2 protein-coding genes are annotated in these 2,024 nt (G+C 51.0%); both read left to right on the forward strand.

What is annotated here, in order from left to right; translation table 11 throughout:
• The first annotated feature begins 1,156 nt into the window (after positions 1 to 1,156).
• The gene (locus PSO31014_RS22180) at positions 1,157 to 1,426 is read left to right on the forward strand and encodes a hypothetical protein (RefSeq protein ID WP_150553588.1); all 270 of its coding nucleotides are present in this window, start codon (positions 1,157 to 1,159) and stop codon (positions 1,424 to 1,426) included.
• A gap of 290 nt (positions 1,427 to 1,716) precedes the next feature.
• The gene (locus tag PSO31014_RS22185; protein ID WP_150553589.1) at positions 1,717 to 1,980 is read left to right on the forward strand and encodes a hypothetical protein; all 264 of its coding nucleotides are present in this window, start codon (positions 1,717 to 1,719) and stop codon (positions 1,978 to 1,980) included.
• The last annotated feature ends 44 nt before the right edge of the window (positions 1,981 to 2,024 follow it).

Below are 2,024 nucleotides of genomic sequence, written 5' to 3' on the forward strand. Positions count from 1 at the left end.
ACCCCCGAGGAAGCAATGGCCAAGGAATTGGAAACCGCTGGGTTAGCTCAACGTTGCACTTGACTCTTGAGACCGCCGTTCCTCAACCGACCGAGAAATGATGATATTGAAACGCGAATTTACCGCCATTGCCTATTTTTTTATTTTCTTCTTTCTGATGTTTGTTGCAATTGGAGCCATCTTTGAATTTATTATTTGGCCAGGTTTAGCGTGGCTAGCGGGTGCGGGAAGCTACCATCTACCATCGTGGGATCGGATTTATAAATGGTTGATGTTAATAATTTTATTAGTCCCACCATGCACATTGATAATGTGGCTTTACGAGAAGAAGAGGTCAGGCCGCTAAGCTGAAACCGACGACCCCGAGCAGAGCCAGGGTCGTCGTTTGTGAGTTGCGATGTAGCGCTGTTGTATAAATCGAGTTCGTCAGACGAGCACAACGTCAGTTCAGGCAGGTGCGGTAGCCCGGATCTTTCGGCTGGAATCGGCTCAGTCGGAGCATTGCTGGGTAGCGGTGTTACTGCGCATATGCCTGGGCCGCTTGGAATGTCCATCAACCAACTGATTCAGGTACTTGGACCGCCAACGCAAGCCGCCATTGAATCTAGCGCTACCAAGGAAAAGTGACCAATGAGTGCGTCAATGAAGCGGAGGGCAATATGGAGGCGGGCTCGTAGGGCGTACTCATGCGCCCTGGGAATCCCGGTTGTCGTACTCATCTTTTCATACGCGCAAGGGGCTAGCTGGAAACCTGTGCTCGTCGGATTGCCCGTATACATCGTAATTCTCGGAAGCATCACGATTCAGCTCGTGATAGAGCTTCGCGCCCTAAAGCGCTAATGGCGGGAATCCACGTGTTAGAGGCCCGTGGCATCAATCGCCGAGACTTTGTTGAAAAGGAATTCAAGACTTAGGCTGTGGGTTTGACGTCGGAAATGCCCCGCGCGGACCAGCGCAGCGAAAAGTAGAATTTTCTCGTTAAGAGGACGTTATGCAGATGAAGAAGTCGGGATTTCGGTGATTGCCCTGCCCCGCGGCTCGACGCCTTGACGTTCCATGTGGAGCTGCCGTACCCGGCGATGCCGCACCGCGTAGGATCTCATCAATAAATACTGGAGCAAGACAATTAAAAGTGTGACCGAATTCGGAAAAAATAATGAATATTCGATTCGTAGAAGATGGGAACCTGAGTGCGTGGGTGCGTCTACTACTCACCCTCGTTGGCATTGCCATTGCCGTTGCAGCAATTGAAATCGATTTCTCCGTTGTTTGGGCGCGCGCGCTCCTGTTGATTGGATTCGCAGTCGCACTTGTCGGTGGAATGACGAGCCGCGCCAAACTTCTCAAAATCAAACCCTTCGATAGTCGCTACAAGAAAGCCCGCAATTCGTATCGCTCAAAGCAGGACGATGAGGACGGGTCTTGACGAGGACTTTGGCGAGGTAAGGTCAACAGCCACCGAGATTGGGGTGGCTGTCGGCGGACCGACAAGAAGGGTAATTCTTCAGGGGAGCGCCGGCACAAGCGCCGCCCCTATATACGAACTCCCGGTAAAACAGTAATCCCATGCTGAGCCAGCAAATCCTTGGATACCCAATCAAGTACTACGTTGCGATACTTACTATCGCATTGTGGCTGTCTATCCTCACTTACACGTTGATAAGGAATCCTTCAACGACTGACGCGAATCACAGGATGGTCATGATGAAAGCAGACATGACGGAAATTCTCGAAAACGGGGGGGCTATCGTCCACCGACATGAAAACGCGAAGTTTGGTAGCGCACTTCTGTTTTCACTAATTCGGAAAGACTCGTGGTCGTATGAGCTTCGCGAGCAGAATATCGCGACGTTAGTTGACATGGGCTGGAAATTACTCCCTGCCACATCCGCTTCATTTTGCAAGAATGGTGTGCTCGCCGATATTCAACAAAACGCTGGGGATTACGGGGCTGTCATTAATTTCGTGTTTGAGGCATAACATGTCGCCAAGGAGTGACGATGCCTCGCAAACCGAAAACCCCA

Origin of the sequence: Pandoraea soli (genome assembly GCF_902459595.1) — a bacterium.
Lineage (GTDB): Bacteria > Pseudomonadota > Gammaproteobacteria > Burkholderiales > Burkholderiaceae > Pandoraea > Pandoraea cepalis.

Bases quoted from the DNA above. Each gene is read 5' to 3' on its own strand.
- PSO31014_RS22180 (WP_150553588.1), top strand. From the start codon at position 1,157: ATGAATATTCGATTCGTAGAAGATGGGAACCTGAGTGCGTGGGTGCGT.
- PSO31014_RS22185 (WP_150553589.1), top strand. From the start codon at position 1,717: ATGACGGAAATTCTCGAAAACGGGGGGGCTATCGTCCACCGACATGAA.